The organism is Moraxella sp. CTOTU47724, from assembly GCF_032014955.1.
GTDB classification, from domain to species: domain Bacteria; phylum Pseudomonadota; class Gammaproteobacteria; order Pseudomonadales; family Moraxellaceae; genus Faucicola; species Faucicola tetraodonis.
Window position 1 is genome coordinate 22,910 of the sequence record NZ_DALZSV010000007.1, and the last position, 26,015, is coordinate 48,924.

Genomic DNA, 26,015 nt, shown 5'->3' on the forward strand with positions numbered 1-26,015 from the left:
GGTTTAGCTATAAAATGGTTTAGGTTTGAAGTGGGTTAGGTATTGATAAACCTAAAAAAATGGTTAAAAAAGGCATCAGTGAAATGCCTTTTTTAGTTTAACCTATTTATTTTCACTTATTTACTTTAATTAAGTTTGGTGGGTGTTTAATGTTGGCGCGCAACCGGTTGTTGCAGTGCTTGAGGTAACTCAAGAATGATCAGGTTACTGGCGGCAATATCATCGGGACGCCCGACGACCAAGGCTTCAAAACCTGTGTCAGTGGCAATGCTATTGACCACATCCACGTTGCCAATTTTTTCACCTGCGTTAGGCATATCACCGGTACCTGCTACGCGGTGGAGCCAAGCTTTTGGGCTGGCTTTAAAATATAACCGGGCAATGATTTCTTGACCTAAATAACAGCCTTTATCGTAGTCAACCCCGCCGTGTTGGTGTAGACGTAACTCTTGGGGTTGCCATAAGCCTTGGGTGGCTGTGACAATCCAGTAATTACCTGTAGCGATACTCGCTTTTTGCCATGCTTTGCGGTTAGCGTCGGTGTCAGAGCCATTCTCTGATTCACTAAAACTAGGTACCCCATTGTCAACAACCGCAAAAATATCACGTGGGGCTGATAAGGTAAGTTTTGAGAACGCCGCGTATTTTTTGATATGCTTGGCAAACTCATCGGCACAGTCTTGGCTGATGACGATTTGGTAAGCGTCATCCGCTATTTTCCTAATCCAAATACCCAACGCAACGCGCCCTTTGAGATTACTAATTGCGGTCGCTTGGTACTGCTCGCTGAGTTTGGTGACGTTGCAGGTCAGTTGTCCTTGCAAGAATTTTTGGGCATCGGCACCGGTTATATCAAAGACGACGAAATCTGTCATGGTGGCTCTCTTTTTATTTGCTAAAAAAATTATAATCAAAGTTTTGCACAATTGAGCTCGGACTGCAATCATGCTTTATTGGGTTATGCTTGACTAAATGCTGCTTGACTAAGCTCTGTTTTAAGTCCTAATTTACTAGGTCATTTGTCAGAGGGTCTTCTGTGCTGGCTGATCACTATTATTGGGGTGACTTATCGCGTACACTACACTACCTTAAGACTATTAAAATTTTTCTCAGCTGATTGAGCGCGTGCTATGAGTTTACCTGCCTGTCCCCCATGCCCCAAGTGTAAAGAAAATTATACGTACCAAGATGGTGATTTACTGATTTGCCCGATGTGTGGCTTTGAAGCAGCGCAGCAGGCATGGCAAGCGGGCGAAACCGAAGCAGACAGCGAGCAAGTTATTAAAGATGCTGTCGGCAATGTGCTACAAGATGGGGATAGTGTGACGGTTATTAAAGACTTAAAAGTCAAAGGCGCAAGCACGCCCATTAAAGTTGGCACCAAAGTCAAATCCATTCGCCTGCTCCATGATGCTACCGATGATCATGATATTGATTGTAAAATTGACGGTTTTGGCGCGATGAAACTCAAATCCAGCGTCGTCAAAAAAGCCTAGCTTGGGGAGGGTTTGGGCTTTGTTTGGGACTTTGAGTATGCAACAGACATTGACACCCAAAGCTTATCTTTTTTTATGATCTCCCAAAAGCTGTCACAATAAATTCAGTAGGTGATTGTAGAAAAATACGTTACAATAAGGCTATTTTTCTACAAATTTAATCATATACTTTTTTGTTAGTAGGTAATTGTGACCGCCTTATCTCATATTCGTAATTTTTCTATTATTGCCCATATCGACCACGGTAAATCCACGCTTGCCGACCGCATTATCCAAATGTGTGGTGGTCTACAAGCACGTGAAATGCAGGCGCAAGTACTTGACTCGATGGATATTGAGCGCGAGCGCGGTATTACCATTAAAGCCCAATCTGTCACACTGTATTATAACCACCCAAACGGTGACAAATACCAATTTAACTTTATTGATACCCCAGGGCACGTTGATTTTTCGTATGAAGTGTCGCGTTCACTGGCGGCTTGTGAAGGCGCTTTGCTGGTGGTTGATGCCGCGCAAGGCGTAGAAGCGCAGTCGGTTGCCAACTGTTATACCGCAATTGAGCAGGGGCTTGAAGTATTACCGGTACTCAACAAGATTGACTTACCGCAAGTGGATCCCGAGCGCGTGATTCAAGAAATCGAAGACATTATCGGGATTGAAGCGATGGATGCACCGCGCGTGTCTGCCAAGACAGGCGTGGGCGTGGATGATTTGCTACAAGCGATTGTTGAGCGTATTCCCGCGCCCGAAGGCGACCGTGATGCCCCTTTGCAAGCGTTAATTATTGACTCATGGTTTGACAATTATCTTGGCGTTGTGTCATTGGTACGTGTGCGTCAAGGCACGCTCAAAAAAGACGATAAAATCCATATCAAATCTACCAAAGGCACGCATATTGTGACATCGATTGGGGTATTTACCCCAAAATCGTTTGAAACCAATATCTTAGAAGCCGGTGAAGTGGGTTTTGTGATTGCCGGCATCAAAGACATTGGCGGCGCGCCTGTGGGTGATACCATTACCCTTGCCAAAACCCCAGATGTAGATAGCATACCAGGGTTTAAAAAGGTCAAGCCGCAAGTCTATGCCGGTATGTTCCCTGTTGATTCGAGTGACTTTGAGGCGTTTCGTGAAGCGCTACAAAAACTGCAAGTCAATGACGCTGCGTTGTTTTTTGAGCCTGATACCTCTGATGCACTTGGGTTTGGTTTTCGCTGTGGTTTCTTGGGGATGCTCCATATGGAAATCATCCAAGAGCGTCTTGAGCGTGAATACGATTTAGATTTGATTACTACCGCCCCGACCGTTATTTACGAAATCAAAAAACGCAATGGTGAGATTATCCAAATCGATAACCCATCAAAAATGCCTGACCCAGGTCTGATTGATGAGTTTCGTGAGCCGATTGCGCGCTGTCATATTCTGGTGCCACCCGATTATTTGGGTAACGTGATGACATTATGTATCGAGCGTCGTGGTATCCAAGTTGATATGAAGTTTATGGGACAGCAAGTCCAATTGACCTTTGATATTCCGATGGGCGAAGTGGTCATGGACTTTTTTGACCGTCTAAAATCAGTGTCACGTGGCTTTGCGTCACTTGATTACGGTTTTGAGCGCTTTGAAACAGATAAACTGGTACGGGTAGATGTACTCATTAATGGCGAAAAAGTTGATGCATTGGCGATGATTTGCCATGCTGAGCAAGCGCGCTATCGCGGTAATCAGCTGGTTGAAAAAATGAAAGAATTGATTCCGCGTCAAATGTTTGACGTAGCAATTCAAGCGGCGATTGGTAGCCAAATCATTGCCCGTAGTACTGTCAAAGCCATGCGTAAAGACGTACTTGCCAAATGTTATGGTGGTGACGTGTCACGTAAGAAAAAACTACTGTCAAAGCAAAAAGAAGGTAAAAAACGCATGAAGCAAGTGGGGCGTGTCGAGATTCCACAAGAAGCGTTTTTGGCGGTATTAAAAGTGGATAACCAGTCGTAGAGGCAAGTATGGATTTTGATTTTAATTTGATTCTTGTCCCTGCGACCTTGATTTTAGGCGCTATTTGGCTACTGGATAAATTGGTACTAAAGCAAAAGCAAAGCAAAGGATTGGAGAAATCGACTGCGCCGGTGCGATGGGCGTATGATTTTTTCCCGATTTTAGCGATTGTGCTCGTAGTGCGCTCGTTTTTGATTGAGCCGTTTAATATCCCCTCATCGTCGATGGTGCCCACCTTATATACGGGTGACTTTATTGCGGTCAACAAATACGCGTATGGCATCCGCTTGCCATTGGTGAATACCAAGGTGCTTGATTTAGGCGCACCGCAGCATGGTGATGTGGTGGTATTTCGCTATCCTGAGAACCCAAAAATTTATTATATCAAGCGGGTGATTGGCGTGGGTGGGGATACGGTGAGCTTTAATAATGGGCAGTTAAGCGTCAATGGCAAAGCGATTGCTACTACGCCTGCCAACTTTACCCCCGACCCTAAGATGACAGCGCAGCTATATCCGCCAGGTAAAACCGAGACCGGTGAGCTTGTGACAGCTGAGCAAGCAGCGCAACTGGGCAATCAAGAAGAATTGTCTGCCAAATACGTGCAAGAATCGCCCAGTAGTAATCATCAACATTTGGTGCGCTATTTGGGTGACAAGAATTGGTATCAATATGCCAGCTTTTTGCAGCAAGCGTCACCTCAATTGATGGCGAGCCAAGGTCAACAATGGCAACTAACAGTGCCTAAAGGGCACTATTTTGTGATGGGCGATAACCGTGATCGCAGTGCTGATGGTCGTTTTTGGGGGTTTGTACCTGATGAGAACCTAGCGGGTAAAGCCGTGTATGTGTGGACGCACAAAGCCAGTGGACTCAGTCTACCCACCTTTAATCGCAATGGCGCAATACACTAACCGCTTACTTTAAAAAATTGGATATCAAAGCCTTTGTTGTTGAGAATATTTAATTAACTAAAGCTTACATTAATCTATCTTGAGCGATGGTCAAAGGAGAATACGGCATGAACCTACCAAGTCATCAGCGCGGCGCCAGCGTCACGGGTATCGTGATTATGATTGTACTCATCGTCGTGTGTGCCAAAATCGGTTTAGCTATTATCCCTGCCCAAGTCGGTCACTACCAACTCAAAAAATCGTTGGCTTTTGAACTTAAAAAGTCCAATGACAATAAAGAAAGTGTTAAAGATTTTTTAGGTAGCGTCAATTCCCAATGGCATATCAACGGTGTCAGCCAAAAGGCAGAGGACGTCGTGGAAGTGGTGGATAATACGCCAGGTGCGATGTCAGTGAAATTGAAATACGATGAAGCAAACAACTTTTTTGGTAACGTCGATATCGTCAATCGCTTTGAAGATACCATTAGCGCAGAAGATGCCAAAGTCGCCAAGCAATAGTTATCCCCAATCTTAAGTAAGTGATAGCCATGTTATGATTTAAATGGCGAATACTTTTCTAACAATTTGAAGCAGATGAATTTACCAATCACTATCCCTACCTTTAATCTCAAAAAACTACCGCCACAAGTGCGTCAATTAACCGCGCTGTTTTATGAAATGGGTTATCAGTTTGATAATGTGAATTTACCCATTATGGCACTCATGCATCGTTCATTTGATAGCGAGCACAATTATGAGCGATTAGAGTTCTTGGGAGATGCATTGCTCGGTGTGATCATCGCAGAAGCCTTATTTTTGCGCTATCCCGACTATAATGAAGGTCGGCTCAGTCGCTTACGTGCATCGCTTGTGCGCGAAGAAACCTTGGTGATTATTGCAAAGCAGCTCAATTTGTCAGATTATTTGATTTTAGGGGTGGGCGAGCGTAAAGGCGGTGGTCGTCAGCGCGCCTCAATCTTGGCAGACAGCGTTGAAGCCTTGATTGGCGCCATCTATCTTGATAGTCAAAATTTTGACACGGTTAAAGCTTGTGTGCTGACGTGGTTTGAAGATTTGTTCGAAAAAGTGAAAGAACAAAAAGTGCTAAAAGATGCCAAAAGCCGTTTACAAGAGCTGTTGCAAGCACACCAACTTGCGCTGCCACGCTATGAGGTGACCGAAACCATTGGCAATGCACCCAATCAAATTTTTGTGGTCAGCTGCCAAGTCGACATTGTTTTTGACAATAAAACCGCCAAACCCATAGCGCCAACCCAAGCTTTAGTCACAGCACAAGGGGAAAGTCGCCGTATTGCCGAGCAGCGTTGCGCTGAAGCCATGCTGACTAAAATCAGTGATCTGTTACCGCCGCTGCGCTAATTTGCCGACCTGCCATACGGTTAACACCCAAATTTGCTGAAATGCTTACTGAAATTTGCGCAAAACTCTTCTACAATAATTTGCACCCTTTAAACCAATGTTGAGATCCCACTTTATGTCTAACCAAGCAGACGCTACCCAACAAACAACCACTGACCCAGCTGTCGACAATCCATCAGCGGACAACAACCATGATGTTATCAGTCAATTCTTCAGTGGGCAAAGTGATTCAGCGCCCGCGCGTGCGGTGGATTTTCGCACGGGTTATGTAGCCATTGTCGGACGTCCAAACGTGGGTAAATCAACGTTAATGAATCATGTGTTGGGTCAAAAATTGTCGATTACCTCGCGAAAACCCCAAACCACCCGCCATCGCATTATGGGAATTTTGACCAACGAGCAACTACAAGCAATTTTTGTTGACACCCCAGGTATCCATAGCCGCGAAGTGCGCGCTATCAATGAGCGTATGAATAAAGCAGCAACTTCGGCTTTGGCAGACGTTGATGCGGTATTGTTTGTGATTGATAGCCTAAAATGGGTGGAAGATGATGAGCTGGTGTTTGCCAAAGTCCAAAATTTGAGTGTCCCTGTGATTGCAGTGATTAATAAAAGCGACACCATTAAGGACGAAGCTCAGCTGTTCGCGCTACTACAAAAACTGCATGACACCCAAGTATTTAGCGATATCGTGCCCGTATCTGCGTTACGTGCGCATAACTTAGATGAGCTAGTACGAGTCATCGGTAAGCATTTACCGATTGCAGCGCCCATCTATGATGCAGAACAAGTCACTGACCGTTCAGAACGCTTTTTAGCCAGTGAAATCATTCGTGAAAAAGTGATGCGGGCATCTGGCGATGAGATTCCTTACGATTTAACGGTACAAATTGATACCTTTAAGGATGAGCCTGCGCATCAAGACCCAAAAACAGGCAAATGGCGTAAAGCTGTGACCTTTATCGATGCCACGATTTTTGTCGAGCGTCAAGGTCAAAAGGTGATTGTCATCGGTGATAAAGGCGAAAAAATCAAACAAATCGGCATCGAAGCGCGCCAAGACATGGAAAAAATGTTTGATAAAAAAGTGATGCTAACGCTGTGGGTCAAAGTCAAAAAAGGCTGGTCAGATGATGAGCGTGCGCTAACGAGCTTGGGCTACTAGGTTATAGGCTAAAGGCTACTATGCGCAATCAACTGCTAACAGGTTATATTCTGCACCAAAAACCGTATGGTGAAAGCCGTAGTTTAATTTACCTGTTTAGTGAAGAATGGGGCGTAGTACATGGTATCGGTAAAAAAAACTTACCACTATTTGTCCCTATACAATTTTTTGGCAATGGTAAAAACAGCCTAAAAACCTTTAGTCAAAGCCAGATTTTGCAAAATCACATTACGCTCAGAGGACAAAGCCTGTATGCAAGTATGTATCTTAATGAGATTTTGCAAAAACTATTGCCTGTTGAAGAGCCGTTTGCTGAGATATGGCAAGCATATCAGCAGTGTCTTGCAAACATGGCAACGCTGTTTGTCGACCCAGCGCAATCGCCACATGACATGACCCGTTTAAAGTGGCATTTAAGGCACTTTGAAAATGTATTGTTTGAACAACTAGGCTATGGGTTCGATTTTGCTAAAGATGCGTTGGGGGATTTAATAGCCCCATCGCAGCGTTATCAATACCAGCTACAGCAGGGATTTATGCCAGTTTTACCCTTGGATAAACCTGATATGTCAATAACAGGTGAGCAGCTGCTAATTTGGTATCAATGTTTACAAGATGAAGCTAGCTTTAACCAAATGATGCAACAAGATTTTGATTTAGCCAAACAATTGGTCAATAGCATCAGTGCCATGCACCGCCATTTGATAGATAATTTACTCAATTATCAAACCCTGCAAAGCCGAGAACTTTGGCAGCAGCTTACCCAATATCAATAAGCTTACTCAGTATCAATAATAGACAAAATAGGGAACGTCATGACCAGCAATCAACCCTTACTCGGTGTCAATATCGACCACATTGCTACCCTGCGTCAAGCGCGCGGCGTGGCGTATCCCGATCCTGTGGCAGGGGCATTAATTTGTGAGCAGGCAGGGGCGGATGGTATCACGCTGCATTTGCGTGAAGATCGTCGTCACATTCAAGATGATGATGTTTATCGACTTGCCAAAGTCATAACCACTCGTATGAACCTTGAAATGGCGGTCACTGACGAGATGGTTGCGATAGCCTGTGATGTTAAGCCAGCTTGGGTGTGCTTCGTCCCTGAAAAACGCCAAGAACTGACCACCGAAGGCGGGCTTGATGTGATTGGCAATCAGCACAAAATAGCCAGTGCGATTCAACAGTTACATCAGGTCGGCACTCAAGTGTCACTATTCATTGATCCAGAGTTGGCGCAAATTGATAAAAGCATTGCGCTCGGGGCAGATGCCATTGAACTACACACGGGCGCCTATGCTGACTATTGTTTGCAACATGACCAAGTTAAAATTAACCATGAAATCAACCGTATCAAAACAGCCGTGACTCATGCCCACGAGTCAAAAGCAAGTTTACTGGTCAATGCAGGGCACGGTCTTACCCGTGACAACGTTGCACCCATTGCTAATATGGGTGGCATCCATGAACTAAACATCGGTCATGCCATTATTGCAGACAGTGTGTTTATGGGGCTTAGCGAAGCGGTTAGCGCAATGAGAAAAGCATTTACAGCAAAAGCCTAGCTATTAGGGGCAATTAAATTGTTCAACTGAGTAGGGCTTATATTTAATAATGCCTGTTTTACTGAAACTTACCTTTAGTCGATTATCGACCTTACCATCTAAAGGGCAGTATTGAATATTACCCATATAACCAATGGGTCTAGCGTTTTCTGGCTTAAAAATAATATAGTTATTATTCAGCGAGATATTTGCCGTAAGCACACCCCAAGACAAATCTAACGTAAGCTGATGATTGAGTTTATCTACCGCTGCCTCATAGCTGTTATTGTTATTTTTATCGATAAAGCTAATCAGCTGATGACCGCCAGTTGTCACGCAAGCCAAGTTATCATTGGCGACACAGGCTATCACAGGGTTTTGATAAATCAACGCCTCTTGTTTTGCACTGCTTAAAAAATTCATTAAGCTTGAAGCGGTGCTTTTTGCTTCCATTTGCTTTAAGCTGTTGGTAATAGTAATCGAAGCCATCGCTACGATGATAGATAAAACAGTCAAAACGACGACTGTTTCAATTAAAGTAAACCCCTGTCTTTTTATTGAGAATACGTTGGCTTTCGAATCATTCATGCTATTAAAGCTACCGGCTAGATCATGATGGGATAACACAATAAAGGACTTTAGTTCATTATTATATAGAGTTCAAAAGAATTAACAAACAAATATTGAACTATAAGGTAAGGCTGGTGGCTAGAAAGTGAATGAAAGCGACTAAACGACTGATGTTATCAGGTAATGGAATGTCTATTCTAGATAGTAAGGATTTCATAGGCACAGATGGGTTTAAATGTTCAAATACCTATTGTTACTGGTTCTAAAACATTATTGAGAAAAAACTGTTGTGCCTGAAACGTAAATGTCTCATTTATTTAGTAAGTGAATGTCACTAGAATGTATCATTTAGTGACAGTATGAATTTAAGATATGGTAAATTTAAATAGACTGTATTAAAATCCTTTTCGAGAGAAGTGTATAGTTTTGATGTGTAATGTCGAATCATGATGGTTGTTGAATTCTTAGTATCGAGCGTAAGCGATTAGCTTGGCTACTAAAAAATAAAAATATAACATATTGTGATGTTCGTGTAATATTGTGTAGCAATGTAAAAAAAAGAGTTGTAAACATAATTTTTAGGCGTTAAGCTATATTTAACAAGTTCATAAATTACATGTTTTTTTTTGATGTGTTATTTTGTGAATTAACTGTCAGGTTATTTTAATTTAAAATGAGCCAATCCTTTGGAGGACTTCTATGAAGCTAAATAAAATCGCTCTAGCAGTTGTTGCTGCAGCTGTTATGCCAGTAGCCGCTAACGCAGGCGTTACTGTTACACCTTTACTACTAGGTTATCATTATGTAGACGGTATCAGCAAAACTGAAGATAAACAAGGTGAGCAATTCGCAGGTACTCATCAACGTAACGACTTGTACACTGGTGCAGGTATTGGTATCGAATTGACACCTACTATCGCACTTGAATTAGAGTACGGTGAAACTGATTCTGACGCATTGTATGCCAATGGCGATAAAGTTAACGGACATAAGTTTGAACAAAAATCATACTCAGGTAACTTTACTATCGGTACTGAAACCTTTAGTGGCTATACTAACAGCCCATTCAAGCCATATGTGTTAATCGGTGCAGGTCAATCAAAAACCTCAATGGCATTTGATGATGGCAGCAAAGCAACTTCTAAAGACACTATCGGTAACTTAGGTCTTGGTGCTTACTACCGAATCAATGACGCATTAAGCTTACGTGGTGAAGGTCGTGCGATTTATAACTTCGATAACGATTGGTGGGAAGGTCTAGCATTAGCAGGTCTTAACGTAGTTCTAGGTGGTCACTTGGCACCAGCAGCACCAGTAGTTGAGCCTATCCCTGTTGAGCCAATCGTTGTGACTGATGGTGATGATGACCAAGATGGCGTATTAAATAGCGTTGACAAATGCCCAGGCACTCCATTAAATGTTGTTGTAGATGCTGATGGTTGCCCACGTGAAATCCCAGTTGATGACGCATTACGTATGGAATTACGTGTATTCTTTGACAATGACAAAACTGTCATCAAAGATCAGTACAAACCAGAAATCCAAAAAGTTGCTGAAAAAATGAATGAGTATCCAAATTCAACAGCTTCAATTGAAGGTCACGCTTCAAAAACTGGTCCATCTGCGCGTTACAACCAACGTTTGTCTGAAGCACGTGCAAATGCGGTTAAATCCATGTTAGTTAACCAATTTGGTGTTGCACCACAACGTATTAGCACAGTGGGTTACGGTTATGACCGCCCAATCGCAGACAACAACACTGCTGAAGGCCGTGCAATGAACCGTCGTGTATATGCTATCATCACTGGTAACAACTCTGGCACAACCGTTCAAACTAAAGACATGAACGTACAATAATTAGTTATTAAATAAAAAAAGCTACCCTCGTTGGTAGCTTTTTTTATTTTTATTATCAGCTATAAACTCAACTTAGATAAATTTAATCTATTTTTAACGATAAGATGTTATACTACCGCGTGTTTTAATTTTCCTTCCTAGCCGAATTTTCAAGAGCTATTTTTTTATGTCAGATTCAATCAAAAATCTTCGCAATATTGCGATTATTGCCCACGTTGACCATGGTAAAACTACTCTAGTCGATAAACTGTTACAACAATCCGGTACTTTTGGTGAGCGTGCCGCAGAAGTTGAACGCGTCATGGACTCTAACGCATTAGAGCAAGAGCGTGGTATTACCATTTTAGCCAAAAATACGGCGATCAAATGGACCAATCCTAAAGACGGCGTTGAATACCGTATTAACATCGTCGACACCCCCGGTCACGCCGACTTCGGTGGTGAAGTTGAACGTGTGATGTCGATGGTTGACTGTGTGTTGTTATTAGTTGATGCCGTTGATGGTCCTATGCCACAAACCCGTTTTGTGACTTCAAAAGCATTTGCCCGTGGCTTAAAGCCAATCGTGGTGATTAATAAAATTGACAAACCAAGCGCCCGTCCAGACTGGGTCATGGATCAGGTGTTTGATTTGTTTGATAATTTGGGTGCGACAGATGAGCAGCTAGATTTTCCCATCGTTTATACCTCTGCCATGAATGGTATTGCAGGGTTATCGCCTGACGAGCTTGCAGAAGATATGCAGCCATTGTTTGAAACCATCGTTAATGTTGTTGAGCCACCACAAGTGGATACGGACGGTCCATTCCGTATGCAGATTTCAAGCCTTGATTATGATAACTTCAAAGGTTTGATTGGTATCGGTCGTATTCAGCGTGGGTCGGTTAAAACCAATACGCCTGTAACAATTGTTGATAAAGAAGGTAATAAACGCAACGGCCGTATCCTACAAATCATGGGTTATCATGGTCTTGACCGTATCGAAGTACCTATGGCACAGGCAGGTGATATTGTATGTATCACAGGTATCGATGCGTTAAATATTTCTGATACTATCTGTGATCCACAAAACGTGGAAGCCTTACCACCGCTAAGTGTCGATGAGCCAACCGTATCGATGACTTTCCAAGTGAACAACTCACCATTTGCGGGTAAAGAAGGTAAATTCGTGACGTCACGCAATATTCGTGAGCGCCTAGAACGTGAGTTGATTCATAACGTGGCACTTCGCGTGGAAGATACCGACAGTCCTGATAAATTTAAAGTATCAGGTCGTGGGGAACTTCACTTATCTGTATTGATTGAGAATATGCGCCGTGAAGGTTTTGAACTGGGTGTATCACGTCCAGAAGTAATTGTTCGTGAAATCGAGGGTGAGAAACAAGAACCCTTTGAAAATGTGATTTTTGATGTTGAAGAGCAACACCAAGGCGCGGTAATGGAGCAAATGGGCTACCGTAAAGGCGAATTGACCAATATGGAAGTTGACGGCAAAGGTCGTATCCGTATTGAAGCGGTGGTACCGTCACGTGGTTTGATTGGTTTTCGCTCTGAGTTCTTAACCATTACCTCAGGTACCGGTATCATGACCTCAAGTTTCTCACATTATGGTCCTGTCAAAACAGGTGATGTGGCAAAACGCCAAAATGGGGTGTTGATTTCTATGGTGAATGGTACTGTATTGGGATATGCGCTATTTAACCTTCAAGAACGCGGTCGTATGTTTGTATCGCCACAAACTGAAGTCTATGAAGGCATGATTGTCGGTCAAAACTCACGTAGCGATGACATGGTAGTCAATCCAACCAAAGCAAAACAGTTGACGAACGTGCGCGCCAGTGGTACCGATGATGCGATTATTTTAACGCCGCCAATCATTTTTACCCTTGAACAAGCGCTTGAATTTATTGAAGATGATGAGCTGGTTGAAGTGACACCAAAATCAATTCGTCTACGCAAAAAATACTTGACTGAAAATGAGCGTAAGCGTAACGGTCGTAAATAATAGCGAGTTTACGCTATAAGACTTGCGAAAAAGCCTAACATTTATTTACAAAAAGCTTGTACCTGTTACAAGCTTTTTTAATTTAATCTACATGCTTGCAAAGCAAAGGTTTAAAATTTTACACAATCCCTTATGATGATAAGGGCTTTTTAGTCAACGATTGTAGCAACTATTTTGAAGGTAGGAGAAGTAATATGAGTATGATGTCAGAATTTAAAGAGTTTGCCCTCAAAGGTAACGTGATGGATTTGGCAGTGGGTGTCATCATCGGTGGCGCATTTGGTAAAATCACTACGTCGTTGGTAGAAGATATTATTATGCCGATTATCTCTGCGATTATGGGCGGCAGAATCGACTTTACCAATATGTTCGTGGTATTAGGTGATGTACCTGCAGGCACGGCTATGACGTATGATGCGCTGAAAAAAGCGGGCGTGCCTGTGTTTGCTTACGGTAATTTTATCACCATCTTAATCAACTTTATTATTTTGGCATTTATCATATTTATGTTGGTGAAAGCCATGAACCGCCTACGCCGCCAAAGCGAAGCGCAAGATGCGGCTGCACCAGAACCTTCAGAAGAAGTACTATTGCTACGTGAAATCAGCAGTAAATTAAGCAAATAACGCTTTGTGCCCACGCTGATAGATTAAAATTTCAGCCCATGTTATTTATAAATGAAAAAAAGCCTCCATGATAACTGGGGGCTTTTTATTGATTGCTAGTCAATCTACATTTTTTATCTATACATATTCATCAGCTAACGACAGTAAGGCAAGTTATGACAAAGCAGGTTATCGTGCTTGGTGCGGGGGTGGTGGGTGTCACTACTGCTTGGCAGCTTCGACAAGCAGGGTTTGAGGTAACGGTAATCGAGCGCGAAAGTAGTGCGGCATTGTCAACATCGTTTGCCAATGGTGGGCAAATATCTGTGTCACATGCCACGCCTTGGGCAAATCCTGATACACCCTATAAAGCGCTAAAATGGTTATTTCGAGAAGATGCCCCATTGTTGTTTCGCTGGCGTCGGTTGTTGGGTTTGCCCGGCAGTACAGCGCAAGATACAGCCCCTGATATGGCACTGTGGCGATGGGGTTGGCAGTTTTTGCAGCAATGCAATGCGAAAAGTGCCGATGCTAATTTGGTGCAGATGGTCAATTTAGGATTATACTCTCGGCAGATACTGGGGGAGGTTAGGGCGCAAACACACATTGATTATGACTGTCTGACACGCGGTATTATGCATTTTTATACCGATCATGCTGAGTTTCAGGCAGCGATAGCACCCACTAAACGGATGCAGCAATTGGGTTGTGATCGGCAAGTGATTAGTGTGGATAAAGCGATAGAATTAGAGCCTGCGTTAACTGGTATTGGCAAAGAATTGGTTGGAGCGACTTATACGGCACTTGATGAATCAGGGGATGCCCAAAAATTCACTCATCGCTTGGCAGCACTTTGTCAACAGCAAGGGGTAACATTTTTATTTAATACTGCTATCAAACGACTTATTTATCATAACCAACACATTGATGGTGTGGAAGTAATCTCCGTTGATAGTAGAGACAATACCGCTTTGCCAGCGCAGTCACAGATACTGTCCGCCGATGCGTATGTACTGGCGTTAGGGAGCTATAGTCCTGCCTTAGTCAAAGCATTGGGTATCAATCTACCCATCTATCCTGCCAAAGGCTATTCAGCCACTTATGCTGTGTTGCGACCCGATGAGACACCTTATGTAAGCTTGATTGATGATGAGTTTAAACTGGTATACTCGCGCTTAGGCGATCGCTTGCGAGTAGCAGGAACGGCTGAATTTAACAGTTTTAACCTTGAGCTAAATCCCATTCGTTGCCAAGCGATTACGCGGCGGGTGAGAGAGGTGTTTGGAGATGCGGTAGATTTGACCGAGCCGAATTATTGGACAGGGCTGCGACCGATGACACCGTCAAATGTGCCGATTATCGGTCGCGCGGTCAATCGCCAAGGACGTATTGATAATTTGTATCTCAACACCGGACATGGCACTTTGGGCTGGACGCACTCGAACGGCTCAGCAAAAGCGATGGCTGATATCATGCAAGGGCGTCAGCCACCAGTAAATTTTAACTTTGTGGGCTTGCAGGATTAAGGGATTGGGTTGGGATACTAGCAGATTTTGGAAAGGTCACAGTAAAGGTCGAGCCTTTGCCAACTGTGGAGGTGATATCCAAGGTGGCATGATGCTGATACAAGACATGCTTAACAATTGCTAGCCCCAAACCAGTACCCCCTGTGTCACGGCTTCGACCCGTGTCCACGCGATAAAAACGCTCGGTTAAGCGCTGAATATGGCGCTGCTCGATACCAATGCCATTGTCGGTCACGCTAAAACATACCCCCGCGTCACACTCATGCCAGCTAATACTAATCTCCCCACCTTTGGGGGTGTATTTCATGGCATTGGTAATCAGGTTACTGAGCGCACTTCGCAGATAATCTTCATAACCCAAAATATGTAACGTGCTGTCGATATGCAAATGAATCATATGGTCGTATGACTTGTTGTACATTTGCGCATCGTCAAACAATTGCATCAGCATTTTGGGAATATCAATGTCTTTGGGCTCAGTAGGTTTTTCATCGTTCTCTAGTCGAGATAATAACAGTAAGTCATTGATGATGTTATTCATGCGCTGACTTTGCTGCATCATCTGAGTAAACGCGCGAGCAATACGCGGATCTAAATCAGGCTGTTCACTCAAAGTCTCCACATACCCCATGATGACGGTAAGCGGCGTGCGCAGTTCATGCGAAACATTGGCCACAAAGTCTTTTCGCATTTGTTCTAAGTGCTGAAAACGGGTGACATCATAAATCAGCAGTAATTTTTCTTGCCCAAATTTGGTAATCTTGCACTGCACATAGCGCTCGATATTAGATGGGCTATGGATACGCACGCCATCGGGATAGTCTTCAATGTGGTGATAATATTGATGAAAAAGCGGATGACGAATAATGGTCAACACATTGCGACCTTGGTCGGGCGCTTTAAAATGAAAAAGCCGCTCGGCAGAGTTGTTCCACCATTCGATACAGTCGTTTTTGTCAATCAGAATAATCGAGTCTTGCAATGCGCTCAGCGAGTCGCGCACTTTTTGCACCAGTGAAACAGTTTGCTGATGCGCCAATTTCTCTTGGCGATTGACTTGGTAGATATTGCTGGCAATGACATTAAGATTGGGTTCAAATGCAGGCGGCGGCTCATCGGGGTTTTTGTTATACCATGCTTTAAAGCGTTGTATCGACCATAAAAAATATAGCTGATACAGGCAAAGCCCTATCGCCAGTCCCCAACCCCAAAACCCTAATAGCCCGCCAATCAACAGCCCGGCAACCCCAGCTGTCACGACGGGTGAAATGCTCGCCCACATATTAATTTTTCTAGCATCCATTGAGAAAGCTTACTATAGCGAAGTTGGGATAAGTTGGCAAAAATTTCAATGCGATTAATCAGGCTATTGTTAGTCGATTTTATTAGAAAATCGATAGCCTGTGCCACGTACAGTTTGGATATAGTCGGCAAACCCAAATGGCTCAAGCACTTTACGCAGGCGGCGGATATGCACGTCAATGGTACGATCTTCGACATACACATTGCCACCCCACACTTGATCGAGTAGCTGGGTGCGGGTATAAGCCCGCTCAGGATGACTCATAAAGAAAGCAAGTAGCCGATACTCTGTCGGTCCGATATCCACCGCTTTGTTATTGGCACTCACGCGCTGACTGGCAGGGTCTAGCGACAAGCCGCCTACGTCAATGGGTTTTTCGCCTGACAATGCGCTACTACGGCGCAATACCGCTTTGATACGGGAAACCAGTTCACGGGTGGAAAACGGCTTGGTGATATAGTCATCTGCCCCAGCGTCAAGCCCTTGAACTTTGTTGTCCTCTTCGCCTTTGGCGGTGAGCATGATGATAGGAATTTCAGAGAGCATTTCATCTTTCTTCAGGCGGCGGCATAAATCAATGCCTGATAGCCCATTGGGTAGCATCCAGTCTAATAAGATGAGGTTGGGGCGATGATCGACCACCAAATGATGGGCTTGAGAGACTTCTGACGCTTGCAAACAGTCAAATCCTGCCATCTCTAGTGTGGTCACGATCATTTCTCGAATGGCAGGCTCATCTTCCACTACCAAAATAGTTTCATTTTTCATAAATTTCTCAAGCGATAAAATAGGCAACTGTTTACCAAAATAATTTTATGACAACAATATTACAATGACCATATTACAACTTCAGAATATGACAGAAAAATGACAACGATAAGTTTTTAGGGCTTTTATTTGTGGTGTCGTAAAAAATTCGGGGTTTCACTCAATTTTTGGTACTTAACACAGGTCGTATCATAGTTCAAAAATAAAATTTATCGGACCATCATTGCAACTGCTGACTTGCATATCTGCGCCAAATTCGCCTGTTTGCACAGCTGCATATTGCGTCTTGGCATACGCTACTATCTGCGCAAACAAAGCTTTGGCAGTATCGGGCGCCATCGCAGGCTTAAAATCAGGACGTCTACCCGATTGGGTATTGGCAAGGAGGGTAAACTGCGACACTAACAATAAGCCGCCATTGACTTGTTGCACGTTTTTATCCATTTTGCCTAGCGCATTTTCAAATACGCGATAGGTGAGGATTTTATCAATCATTTTTTGCCCTATCGCAAGCGTATCATCATGCCCAAGTCCAAGATAAACAAGTACGCCGTGTGCAATCTCGCCGACGATTTGTTGTTGGTGAGGCGCTTGGTTAACTGCTACTTTGGCAAATTTCACCCGTTGTAGTACTGCTTTCATGATTTTTCCTATCCGTCAGTTTGAGCGTAAGCGTCTTAACTTAACAGCTAGCTTGTCGCTTAACTCGTAGCCCAGTGTTTAATATACCGTGATTCTAAGGGGGATTTTGATTATAATAAGCCAACTTTAAAATGCCAATCTCGAGTAACTTATGACCTTGTTTACGACGTTACAATCGCTTGTCCCACAACAAAAAATCAGTGAAATCGCAGGTCGCCTTGCCCAAAGCCGTCATCCGATGGTGAAAAAAACCTTTATTCGTACCTTTGCTTCGGTGTATGGCATCAAGCTAGAGGAATATGCGCGCGGTAGTTTTTCTCAGTATGACAGTTTTAATGATTTTTTTACCCGTGAGCTCAAAGATGGCGCGCGCAAGATTGATGATGATCCAGATGCGCTGATCTGTCCTGCAGATGGCATGATATCGCAATTGGGGCAAATCGATAAAGACCAAATCCTGCAAGCCAAAGGCAAATCGTATGAAGTCGGGCAATTGCTCGCGGATTATGAACTTGGCAAAGCCATGCAAGAGGGAAGTTTTGTCACCGTATATTTGGCACCGACCAATTATCACCGCGTGCATATGCCGTTTGACGGTACTTTGGTAGAAACCATCTATGTGCCAGGACAGCTATTCTCAGTCAATAACGAGACCGCTGAAAACATTACCGATTTGTTCGCCCGTAATGAGCGCTGCGTGTGTGTGTTTGATACCGAATTTGGTAAAGCTTGCGTTGTACTAGTCGGGGCGATGATTGTAGCAGGGATTGAAACAGTGGCCACAGGCAAAATCAAACGTAGCGATCGCGTGCAGCGTCAAACCCATCACATGACGTTGAAAAAAGGCGATGAGCTTGGGCGGTTTTATTTGGGCTCAACGGCGATTGTGGTATTACCAAAATCAGCGGGCATGGCTTGGGAGGCAGGTCTTTATAATTCAGTGCCGGTGACAATGGGGCAACGTCTCGGTACTTTTTTGCAGTAAGCTGTCAAGGTATTTGTTAAATAAAGGCAGCAAAGGCTGCCTTTTTTATGGGGTGTTTTAGCCAATCTGCATGGTTGATTGCTCACATAAACTAAACGATAACGAAAAATATTTTAGTAAAATTTGTTTATAGTAGCCGACTTATGATTTTTGCCTGCTTTTTTATTTAAATTGATCACTATGAACCTACCGCAAGCACCGCACCCTCAGCCATCGCACGACTTAGACTATCCGACAGCTTGGATTATGATTTTGGGGTTGATTATTGCTATCGGTCCGCTGTCGATTGATATGTATTTGCCGGCTTTGCCCAGTATGGCAAAAGATTTTGGCGTAGCAACGGCTTTTATGTCCAATTCGGTACCTGCCTATTTTGTGGGATTGGTGGTCGGGCAGTTGTTTTATGGTCCGATTTCGGATCGGATTGGGCGCATCAAGCCCTTGTATGTGGGCATGGTACTGTATGTGATGGCTTCGGTGATGTGTGCCACCACCACCAATGAATACGTGCTGTTTGTCTCACGAACGTTACAGGCATTAGGCGCGTGTGTGGGAACGGTGGTGTCGCGGGCGATGATTCGTGACCGCTTGCATCCCAAGCAAATGGCAAAGGCATTTTCGCTGATGGTCTTAGTGATGGGGATTGCACCGATTTTGGCACCAAGCCTAGGGTCGTTGTTGTTAAAAGTCGCTAGTTGGCGGGTGATTTTTTGGTTTTTGGCGGGGTTTGGTATTTTAAATATCGTGCTGACCCGGCTGTTTCTGCATGAAACTTTGACCGATGAGTTTCGCAACAACCGTCCGATGAATGACGTGCTCAGCCAATACTGGGATTTGCTCAAAGACACCCAGTTTAATTATCCTGCGATTGGCGCAGGGCTGCTGATGGGTTCGATGTTTGTGTATATCAGCGCAGCACCTGAGCTAATTATGGAAGGGTATGGGGTGACGCCGCAGCATTTTAGTTGGATTTTTGGCATGAATGCGGCAGGTTTTATTGGGTTGACACAGGTCAACCAATGGCTGATGAACCGTTATCGTCTGGTCAGCTTGCTGCGATTTGGGGCGGTGATGCAAGTAATCGCAGCAGCGTGTTTGATGCTGCTAGGTTTAGTCTTTGGCACGCAAGCTTGGCTGCCGTTGGTGCTCGCCAGCATTTTTTGTTGTATTGCAGGGTTAGGACTCACCCAGCCCAATTCAGGTGCGATTGCTTTGGCATTTCAAAAACGCCGCGCTGGCATGGCGAGTGCCTTGCAAGGCTCACTCAACTTTGTCGTCGGTATTTTTGGCGGATTGGTATTAAATATCCTGCCCTTTAATCCGGTCGCCAAGCTAGGTATTACCATGTTTATGCTCATGACTATCGGCGCATTTTTGGTATTTCAAATCGACAAAAATCTCGATGTGGCGGATGTGGACTAAGGGTTAGTCAAACCGATACACATCCATACCCAAACTAAAATGGGCAAAACTTTCATGCACGATGCTCATCTTTGAGCCTGCGCCTGCCGCAAAAAATAACGGCAATAAATGTTCAGGGGTGGGGTGATTGTGATGGGCAAATGGATGTGACCGCCAATCTAAAGCCGTTGGCATATGTTGTTTGAGTTGATGAATCAACCAATATTTAAATTCACGTGCCTCCGCATCCACCTCACCGCTATCAAACTGTACCTGCGCCAAATTATGGGTGACACTGCCAGAGCCGATGAGTAATACTTGCTCTGCCCGTAGGGGCGCCAATAAAGCCCCCAACTGAAAACACGCATAACTATCAAAATGCTGCGGTAGCGAAAGCTGCACAATCGGCACATCTGCCTGCGGATACAAATGCACCAGTGGCGACCATACCCCATGATCAAACGGACGCAGTCGATTGACCGACGTGCTAACGCCCAAAGCCTGCAACTGCTGTGCCAGCTGCTCAGCAATCAGGCTGTCGCCTTTGACAGGATAATCGATGGTATACAGCGCTTTTTGAAAGCCGCTAAAATCATGCCAAGTAGCGGGCGCCGCATTGCCATTGATTTCTAGATGCTGGCTTTGCCAATGCGCAGAGATGATGATAATCAAGCGTGGTTTTGGCAGATTTTGCCCAAATTTATTGAGCGCTTGGGTAGTGCGGTTGTTTTCGATAGCAATCGTCGGCGCCCCATGTGAAATAAACAGACTGGGCAAGGTATAAAGCGGGTACGGTGTTTTGGGTAAAAATGGCTGCAGGCTGATTGGTTGTTTTTCGGTTTTTTCCATCAATTTTCTTAAAGTTGCAGTGATAAATAGAAATGATAACGAATTAATAAGGATTAACTAAAAAGGATTAATAGGTTAAATAAGGGAAAAATTCGCAAAAACAAGCCATGTCAGCGATTTCATACATAATCAAACATAACAGGTTAACTGGAAAAACTTAAAAATAATCACCACGATGATACGGATGATGATGGATAATGGTCATAGCGCGGTACAGCTGCTCCATCAGTAGCACGCGCACGAGCGGATGCGGCAAGGTAAGATTGGACAGCGACCATTTGAATGTCGCATGGGCTAATACCTCTTTTGAAATGCCATCAGCACCCCCAATCACAAACGCCATGTCATCACCCAGCTGCATGGCTTCGCCAACTTTAGCCGCTAAATCTTCGGTTGATAGATTCTTACCGCGGACGTCTAGGCAAATCAGCTGCTCGCGCTTGCCTGCTGAATTTTTGGCTTGGTGCGCTTGCAAGATTAGCCCGCCTTCGGTGATGGCATATTTTTCAAGTTCGGCAGGCGAGGGGTTCTTGGTACGTTTGCAGGCGGGGATTTCAACGATTTCGGTGCTGAGCATGGGCTGAATACGTTTATAATATTCATCAAATCCCGTCTGCACCCAAGCTGGCATTTTTTGTCCAACGGCTAAAATTCTTGCTTTCATGGGTTCCCCTTTGTTATCTTTTGACCAATCTATGTCACTGTCTATATCACTGTGGTGATTCACCGTTAGCCATTGAACATCCATTATTGAAGCCAACTATATTTTCGCTATCGAAGCCAGCTATATTAAAGCTTACTTAAAACTTAAATTAAAACTTAAAACGAACCATTATTAAAACCAACCATTTGAAAACGCTTGCAACGCACCCATATACAATGCGATAAATCCTAAATCAACCTAAGCTGAGCTAAAGCCTGAACTAAAGCTAAGCTAAGCAACAAAATTTTAACATGATTTTATCGCTGTGATGGATAATACTTCCCCTAGCATTTAACGAAGGTGATAAAATAATTTGCATGACAAAGTTTAAATGACAAATTTTAAATGATAAGAAAAGACGACAACAATATGAAAAATTGGCAAGATCCCAATGCCGCTGTTGAAGCAGCCAACTATGACAACCCGATTCCAAGCCGTGTACTGATTTTGCAAACCCTACTTGAGCGCGGACAAGCTACCCAACATGAGCTTGCGACGATTTTTGATTTAGATGACGACGAGTACGACGCACTGGGCAACCGCTTAAAAGCCATGCTGCGTGATGGACAATTAAGCCGTGATGCCGACGGTGGCAATCCTTATATTTATCGCCCATTGACTGAGAACGATGCTGTGGCTGGCGTGGTCGCTGCCCATGCCAAAGGCTTTGGCTTTGTCGTGCTTGAGGATATGCCTGATTTGTTTTTGAATGAAACTGAAATGCGCTGGGTATTTCATGGCGATAAAGTAAAAGCCATCGCTACTAGTACCGACAACCGTGGTCGTATGATGGGTCGTGTGTTGTCAGTGGTATCCCATGCCCAGCTACAATATATTGGTAAACTTGCAAAAGATGACGATGGTTACTTTGTAGAACTGATTAGCCCAAACAATCATCAACCGATTACGGTGACGGAAGAAAACGTCGAAGCGCTACAACTCAAAATGGGTGACCCCGTCAAAGTCGATATCATTGACTATCCCACCCAACATGAATATGCGACGGGGAAAATTACTGAAAGCTTGGTCGATGATAACGAGCGTGAATTGATTATCAAAACTACGCTGCTAAATTACGATATTCCCCATGAATTTAGCCCAAAAGTCATGCAGCAAGTCGATGCCTACAAAGAGCCGACACAAAAAGACTATCAAGACCGTATCGACTTACGTGCCTTGCCGCTAGTCACCATTGATGGCGAAGACTCGCGCGACTTTGATGATGCCGTCTATGCCGAAAAACGTCGCGGCGGTGGCTACCGCTTGGTCGTCGCGATTGCCGATGTCAGTCATTATGTGACTGCCAACTCAGTACTTGATCAAGAAGCCTATGAGCGGGGTACATCAGTTTACTTCCCGCATTTTGTGGTGCCGATGCTACCTGAAAAACTCTCCAACGGGCTTTGCTCTTTAAACCCAAGTGTTGACCGCTTGTGTATGGTAGCCGACATCATACTATCGCGTAGCGGTAACGTGACCAGCTATGAGTTTTATCCAAGCGTGATGCACTCTCAAGCGCGATTGACTTATAACCAAGTCAATGATTATTTTGCCCAAGTTCAAGGGGAAACGCCCAAAGCCGAAGTGCCTGTCACTATCACCGGTAATAAAGCGGTCAAAAAATCAATCGATGTGCTGTATGATTTGTACAAAGTGCTATTGGTCAAACGCGAACAGCGCCATGCGATGGAGTTTGAAACCCAAGAGACTTATATCAAGTTTGATGAAGCAGGCAAAATCAGCGCCATCGTGGCACGGACGCGTGGTGACTCGCATAAGCTCATCGAAGAGATGATGCTATTGGCAAATACCTGCGCGGCTGAGTTTTCGCTCAAGCATGAATTGCCGGTCTTGTATCGCAATCATGATACCCCAGAGGCAGAAAAAGCCGCTCGCGTCAGTGACTTTGTGAAGCATTTTGGTTTGTCATTTCCTGAAGAAAACCCGACGCAGGCAGATTATCAGCGTATCATTGAAGCGACACGCGAGCGCCCTGATGCGATTAGTATCCATAGTGTGCTACTGCGCTCCATGCAGCAAGCCAACTATGCAGCGACCAATATCGGGCACTTTGGGCTTGCGTATGAGGAATACAGCCACTTTACCTCACCGATTCGCCGTTATCCCGACTTGATGCTACACCGTGCCATCAAAGCCAAAGTGACGGGCAAAAAAGCGCCGCTGCCAGATTGGTCACTAGAAGATGCGGGTGAGCAGACCTCAATGACAGAGCGCCGTGCCGATGAAGCCAGCCGTTTTGTTGAGCAGTGGCTCAAAGCCCATTATATGAAAGACCATATCGGTGAAGCGTTTGATGCAGTGGTTACCACAGTGACCAATTTTGGCTTGTTTGTGACTCTCACTGATTTATTCATTGATGGCTTGATTCATATCTCGCATTTGGGCGAAGATTACTTTGTATATGATGACAAGGCGCAGCAGTTATTTGGTGAAAAATCAGGACTGGTGTTTGGACTGGGTGATAAAATCCGTGTCAAAGTCGCTGCCGTCAATATGGAGACCCAGCAGATTGATTTTGATTTGGTGGCACAGCTGGAAAAATCGTCATTTAATAATCGCGGTAAAGGCAAAAGTCGCGGTCAATCGCAAGCGGCCTCTAATTCTGTTCAATCCAATCCCAACGCGCCATCTAATCCTAACGCGCCATCTAAGCCAAATGAGAACGTCAGGAAAGCAAAAAGCGCTAAAAATAAAAGTAACGCGCGCAACAAATCTCGTTAATGAAAAAAAGGGCAATATAATTTGCCCTTTTTTTATCGTTGAAACAAATACCTACTAAAACAAAAAACGCCTTTGTCCACTTAATCTTAGTCATTTGATGTTAGCGACTTAATATTAGCCACTTGATGTCCTTTTAACCATTGTTGCTTGGCGGTGCTACAATCACTGATTATTGCGTGGTTTTCTCTGCGCTTGCCAAGTTGTTGGATGAGGTCTGAGCGGTTTGATTCAAATCTGTTGTTGCCTTATCAAGCACTTGTTTAGGCTGCTCGCCAATCGATGACGTATCGTTTGATGCTATGGCTAAGGGCGCCGAGGCGGCACTACTATTGGCTTGATTGGATGCAATGACTTGCTGGGTACGATGTGATGATATGAGGTTAAAAATGGCGAGTGCGGTGATGCCTAATATCGCAAAAATAATGAGTAATTTTGGCTGCATGAGGATTTCCAGTGTAGCGTCAATTTGGCTAACCGATGTCTAAAGCCTGACGTCTAAAGTCTGTGGCTTAAAACGTCAAATCGGGTTTTGCTAGGACAAAAATTGACAGTCATGTCTATAAAAATTGGTATGCTACCTTTATGCAAAAATCATGCAAGTTTAATCTGTTAATCTTTTAATCTTTTAATCTTTTAATTTGCCAGCAGACTGACTTCGGCACTAATTGGCAAATGGTCAGAGAGATTTGACCAAGGTTGTCCCTTATGCACCCAAGCACGGTGTATTTGTAGATTGCGCACATAGATACGGTCAAGGCTTAATACCGGGAGTTTGGCAGGGAAGGTGGGCAGTAATTTGCCATGGTGGGTCAGCACGGCTTCTTGTAAATTAAGGTCACAGCCAAGCTTTTGACAGGATAATTTTTTCCAGTCATTGAAGTCGCCTGCCAATATCAGCGGCGTGGATTGGTGGATTTCGTTATTGATATACTGGCTCATTACCTCATATTGTTTTTCACGGTCATTTTCCCTTAAGTTTAGATGCGCGCAAAGCACGATGATGGGCGTGTGCCAGCCTTTGGGCTGGATTTCGCAGTGCAACACACCACGCTGCTCAAGGCGGCTCACTGTGATATTGACATTGTGTTTGGGGTCGAGCGGATGGCGACTTAGCACCGCATTGCCATGATGACCGTGGTTATATTCGACGTTTTTGCCATAGCTGTTTTCAAGCTGTAAATACTCGCCAAACCATTCATGCTGGGATTGGTCGGGAAATTCATTGTATTTCACCACGCGTTTGAGATTTTGACCTTGCACTTCCTGTAAACAGATAATATCCGATTGCACTTGGTTAAGGGCAGCGGCGATGCCTTCCATTTTGACAAAACGATTGAGGGGTGACATGCCTTTATGGATGTTATAACTGGTGATGATTAGGCTGTTTTTTGGTGTTTGGGTGCCTGATACTTCGTTAGATAATATTTCGTTAGATGCTACTGGCTTAGATGTTATTTTTTTAGGTGTTAGTGAGCGCATAATAAAATCACAGTGATAAACATGGCATTATTTTAACGTGAAATTGTACCGCTGGCTTGTTTTGACAAAAAATTGTCACAATATAATGGTTGTCGACATTTATGT

Annotated in this window: 24 protein-coding genes; 15 read left to right on the forward strand and 9 right to left on the reverse strand. The window is 44.0% G+C overall.

Features of this window, described 5'->3' with window-relative positions; genetic code table 11:
- Positions 1-146: 146 nt before the first annotated feature.
- A complete protein-coding gene (ygfZ, locus tag RTR63_RS02865; RefSeq protein ID WP_312522558.1) occupies positions 147-875 on the reverse strand; it encodes a CAF17-like 4Fe-4S cluster assembly/insertion protein YgfZ in 729 nt (242 codons plus the stop codon).
- Positions 876-1,130: 255 nt separating this feature from the next.
- Here ygfZ and RTR63_RS02870 point away from each other — a divergent pair, with 255 nt between their 5' ends.
- The 8 genes from RTR63_RS02870 (at position 1,131) to pdxJ (ending at position 8,496) form a co-directional block, all read left to right on the forward strand.
- The gene (locus RTR63_RS02870) at positions 1,131-1,496 is read left to right on the forward strand and encodes a zinc ribbon domain-containing protein YjdM (protein WP_159375429.1); all 366 of its coding nucleotides are present in this window, start codon (positions 1,131-1,133) and stop codon (positions 1,494-1,496) included.
- Positions 1,497-1,685: 189 nt separating this feature from the next.
- Complete coding sequence (gene lepA / locus RTR63_RS02875) at positions 1,686-3,491, forward strand: translation elongation factor 4 (protein WP_065253830.1); 1,806 nt, start codon at positions 1,686-1,688, stop codon at positions 3,489-3,491.
- A gap of 8 nt (positions 3,492-3,499) precedes the next feature.
- Complete coding sequence (lepB, locus tag RTR63_RS02880; RefSeq protein WP_095356710.1) at positions 3,500-4,405, forward strand: signal peptidase I; 906 nt, start codon at positions 3,500-3,502, stop codon at positions 4,403-4,405.
- A 107-nt stretch (positions 4,406-4,512) separates the two neighbouring features.
- Entirely contained in the window at positions 4,513-4,905 is a 393-nt protein-coding gene (locus tag RTR63_RS02885; RefSeq protein ID WP_095356528.1) for a DUF4845 domain-containing protein, read from the forward strand.
- Positions 4,906-4,980: 75 nt separating this feature from the next.
- Positions 4,981-5,766 carry a ribonuclease III gene (gene rnc, locus RTR63_RS02890; RefSeq protein ID WP_312522563.1) on the forward strand — a complete coding sequence of 262 codons (786 nt, stop codon included), beginning with the start codon at positions 4,981-4,983 and terminating at the stop codon, positions 5,764-5,766.
- A gap of 115 nt (positions 5,767-5,881) precedes the next feature.
- Positions 5,882-6,931 carry a GTPase Era gene (gene era, locus RTR63_RS02895; RefSeq protein ID WP_312522564.1) on the forward strand — a complete coding sequence of 350 codons (1,050 nt, stop codon included), beginning with the start codon at positions 5,882-5,884 and terminating at the stop codon, positions 6,929-6,931.
- Between the two features lie 20 nt (positions 6,932-6,951).
- The gene (gene recO / locus RTR63_RS02900; protein ID WP_312522565.1) at positions 6,952-7,707 is read left to right on the forward strand and encodes a DNA repair protein RecO; all 756 of its coding nucleotides are present in this window, start codon (positions 6,952-6,954) and stop codon (positions 7,705-7,707) included.
- A gap of 39 nt (positions 7,708-7,746) precedes the next feature.
- Positions 7,747-8,496 (forward strand): pyridoxine 5'-phosphate synthase, encoded by a 750-nt coding sequence (gene pdxJ / locus RTR63_RS02905; protein WP_312176325.1) that lies wholly within the window; start codon positions 7,747-7,749, stop codon positions 8,494-8,496.
- Positions 8,497-8,499: 3 nt separating this feature from the next.
- Here pdxJ and RTR63_RS02910 read toward each other — a convergent pair whose 3' ends face one another.
- Entirely contained in the window at positions 8,500-9,063 is a 564-nt protein-coding gene (locus RTR63_RS02910) for a GspH/FimT family pseudopilin (RefSeq protein ID WP_050324852.1), read from the reverse strand.
- 681 nt (positions 9,064-9,744) lie between these two features.
- Here RTR63_RS02910 and RTR63_RS02915 point away from each other — a divergent pair.
- The 4 genes from RTR63_RS02915 (at position 9,745) to RTR63_RS02930 (ending at position 15,038) form a co-directional block, all read left to right on the forward strand.
- Positions 9,745-10,902, forward strand: coding sequence for an OmpA family protein (locus tag RTR63_RS02915; RefSeq protein ID WP_312522566.1), 1,158 nt, complete (start codon positions 9,745-9,747; stop codon positions 10,900-10,902).
- Positions 10,903-11,068: 166 nt separating this feature from the next.
- A complete protein-coding gene (gene typA, locus RTR63_RS02920) occupies positions 11,069-12,907 on the forward strand; it encodes a translational GTPase TypA (RefSeq protein WP_036595294.1) in 1,839 nt (612 codons plus the stop codon).
- Positions 12,908-13,101: 194 nt separating this feature from the next.
- Positions 13,102-13,533 (forward strand): large conductance mechanosensitive channel protein MscL, encoded by a 432-nt coding sequence (gene mscL, locus RTR63_RS02925; RefSeq protein ID WP_312522567.1) that lies wholly within the window; start codon positions 13,102-13,104, stop codon positions 13,531-13,533.
- Between the two features lie 125 nt (positions 13,534-13,658).
- Positions 13,659-15,038, forward strand: a complete 1,380-nt coding sequence (locus RTR63_RS02930) for a D-amino acid dehydrogenase (RefSeq protein ID WP_472796581.1) — start codon at positions 13,659-13,661, stop codon at positions 15,036-15,038.
- Here the strand turns inward: RTR63_RS02930 and phoR are convergent.
- From phoR to dtd, 3 genes are all read right to left on the reverse strand, one after another.
- Positions 15,013-16,341, reverse strand: coding sequence for a phosphate regulon sensor histidine kinase PhoR (gene phoR / locus RTR63_RS02935; RefSeq protein ID WP_312522568.1), 1,329 nt, complete (start codon positions 16,339-16,341; stop codon positions 15,013-15,015). The genes RTR63_RS02930 and phoR overlap by 26 nt on opposite strands.
- 69 nt (positions 16,342-16,410) lie before the next feature.
- Positions 16,411-17,109, reverse strand: a complete 699-nt coding sequence (phoB, locus tag RTR63_RS02940) for a phosphate regulon transcriptional regulator PhoB (RefSeq protein WP_007115106.1) — start codon at positions 17,107-17,109, stop codon at positions 16,411-16,413.
- 189 nt (positions 17,110-17,298) lie between these two features.
- Positions 17,299-17,751 (reverse strand): D-aminoacyl-tRNA deacylase, encoded by a 453-nt coding sequence (gene dtd, locus RTR63_RS02945; RefSeq protein WP_312522569.1) that lies wholly within the window; start codon positions 17,749-17,751, stop codon positions 17,299-17,301.
- A gap of 151 nt (positions 17,752-17,902) precedes the next feature.
- On the opposite strand from dtd, the gene asd reads away from it, so the two are divergent.
- Both asd and RTR63_RS02955 read left to right on the forward strand, forming a co-directional pair.
- Positions 17,903-18,736, forward strand: a complete 834-nt coding sequence (gene asd, locus RTR63_RS02950; RefSeq protein WP_095356537.1) for an archaetidylserine decarboxylase — start codon at positions 17,903-17,905, stop codon at positions 18,734-18,736.
- Positions 18,737-18,916: 180 nt separating this feature from the next.
- Positions 18,917-20,158 (forward strand): multidrug effflux MFS transporter, encoded by a 1,242-nt coding sequence (locus tag RTR63_RS02955; RefSeq protein ID WP_312522570.1) that lies wholly within the window; start codon positions 18,917-18,919, stop codon positions 20,156-20,158.
- A 3-nt stretch (positions 20,159-20,161) separates the two neighbouring features.
- Here the strand turns inward: RTR63_RS02955 and RTR63_RS02960 are convergent, their stop codons facing one another.
- Entirely contained in the window at positions 20,162-20,986 is an 825-nt protein-coding gene (locus RTR63_RS02960) for a DODA-type extradiol aromatic ring-opening family dioxygenase (protein ID WP_083106407.1), read from the reverse strand.
- Between the two features lie 157 nt (positions 20,987-21,143).
- Positions 21,144-21,650: a 23S rRNA (pseudouridine(1915)-N(3))-methyltransferase RlmH gene (rlmH, locus tag RTR63_RS02965; RefSeq protein WP_312522587.1), complete on the reverse strand. Its 507-nt coding sequence runs from the start codon at positions 21,648-21,650 to the stop codon at positions 21,144-21,146.
- 408 nt (positions 21,651-22,058) lie between these two features.
- On the opposite strand from rlmH, the gene rnr reads away from it, so the two are divergent.
- Positions 22,059-24,431, forward strand: a complete 2,373-nt coding sequence (rnr, locus tag RTR63_RS02970) for a ribonuclease R (protein WP_312522571.1) — start codon at positions 22,059-22,061, stop codon at positions 24,429-24,431.
- 169 nt (positions 24,432-24,600) lie between these two features.
- On the opposite strand, the gene RTR63_RS02975 is transcribed toward rnr, so the two are convergent.
- The gene (locus tag RTR63_RS02975) at positions 24,601-24,873 is read right to left on the reverse strand and encodes a hypothetical protein (protein ID WP_203172435.1); all 273 of its coding nucleotides are present in this window, start codon (positions 24,871-24,873) and stop codon (positions 24,601-24,603) included.
- A gap of 191 nt (positions 24,874-25,064) precedes the next feature.
- On the reverse strand, positions 25,065-25,910 hold the full coding sequence (locus RTR63_RS02980; protein WP_312522572.1) for an endonuclease/exonuclease/phosphatase family protein: 846 nt from the start codon (positions 25,908-25,910) through the stop codon (positions 25,065-25,067).
- Positions 25,911-26,015: the final 105 nt, after the last annotated feature.